The organism is Thermoclostridium caenicola (assembly GCF_900142095.1).
Lineage (GTDB): Bacteria > Bacillota > Clostridia > DSM-8532 > DSM-8532 > Thermoclostridium_A > Thermoclostridium_A caenicola.
Map to the genome: position 1 here is coordinate 1 of NZ_FQZP01000115.1, position 1,473 is coordinate 1,473.

Annotated in this window: 2 protein-coding genes; both read left to right on the plus strand. The window is 37.3% G+C overall.

Annotated features, from left to right (window positions below; genetic code table 11):
* Positions 1 to 219 precede the first annotated feature (219 nt).
* Positions 220 to 1,026: a prolipoprotein diacylglyceryl transferase gene (lgt, locus tag F3H12_RS13120; RefSeq protein ID WP_074365490.1), complete on the plus strand. Its 807-nt coding sequence runs from the start codon at positions 220 to 222 to the stop codon at positions 1,024 to 1,026.
* A gap of 160 nt (positions 1,027 to 1,186) precedes the next feature.
* Positions 1,187 to 1,473, plus strand: a 287-nt coding sequence (locus F3H12_RS13125) for a transposase family protein (RefSeq protein ID WP_149677676.1), incomplete at its 3' end; no start/stop codon positions are given.

Here is a 1,473-nt window from a genome sequence, read left to right on the forward strand (position 1 = left end):
TTGTGTATACCATCCTTTAAGACTATCAAATATATGTGGGGGGTGAAATATTCACGCGATAATCTTAAGGGTGAAATTATCATACGATAAAGACATATACATGTTTAAATGGTTTACGTAAATACCTCATTGTGATACTATTATTAAAGTTACCTCTATACGCTGATATTTTAAATTCAAAATCATATTCATTATGAATACTTTAGAAAGGCGGATTGTATGATAGATAGATATTTAATAAAAAACCTATTTGGCATTAATGGCTTAAATATTGCATGGTATGGAGTTATTATTGCATTCGGGGTTTTACTTGGTGTTTTGATTGCCTGTCGTGAAGCTAAAAGACAGAACCTTAAAAGTGAAATAATCTTTGATTTTCTCTTTTTAGCGCTCCCCATCGCAATCATCTGCGCACGAATTTATTACGTTGTATTTGAATGGGAACAATATAACGGAAGCTTTACAAAGATGATTGCTATTTGGGAAGGTGGACTTGCTATATATGGAGGAGTTATCGGTGGAATCATTGCTGCGATTATTTTTTCAAAACGCAACCACTTCCCATTCTTCCGGCTTGTTGATATGGTTGTACCTAGCTTGATTCTAGGGCAGGCAATTGGTCGATGGGGTAATTTTGTGAACCAGGAGGCCTTCGGCAATCTCGTTACAAACCCGAATCTTCAATTCTTCCCCTATGCTGTATTCATAGAACAGTTGGAAGAATGGCATCAAGCTACATTTTTCTATGAAAGCATGTGGAATTTGTGCGTATTTGCCGTACTGGTTTATTTCCGCAAAAGGACAAAGTTTAGCGGTCAGCTTTTGGCAACTTACTTTATCGGATATGGATTAGGCCGTTTTTGGATTGAAGGATTGCGTGCGGATAGTCTTTATCTGGTCCCGGGACTTAGAATATCGCAAGCGCTGTCATTGGTTCTGATCATTATCGGAATTATCATATTCGTGTTTCACAAAAATCTTTTCAAAAAAACGCCTGATTATACGGGTAAATATATGATTAAATAAAAAGATACCGCTGTCAGTTTTTGGGTTCTATAATAAATGTTGGGGTGCCGAGGGACAGAAACTTCGGAACTCCAACATTTTTTGCAAATAAAGAGAGCATGGAGTGAAATCTCTAGTAAAATGTAGTTACTCACACCATCATTTTAAAGGAGAATCAACCATGCTCTACAAAGATTATACGCGAGAATTTATTGGATTTGAAGATGTAACCGTTACCTTCGCAGAAAGAAAGGACAATCAGTTCCACATTTATATGAGAATGAAGCGAAAAGCCCATGAGTGTCCCCGCTGTGGTCGGACTACGGACAAGATTCACGATTACAGAGAACAACAAATTAAGGATATATCTTCGTTTGGAAGCTATACTTTCATACATCTGCGGAAACGACGCTATGTATGTCCTTCATGCAATAAAAGGTTTTATGAAGAGGTACCTTTCCTGCCAAG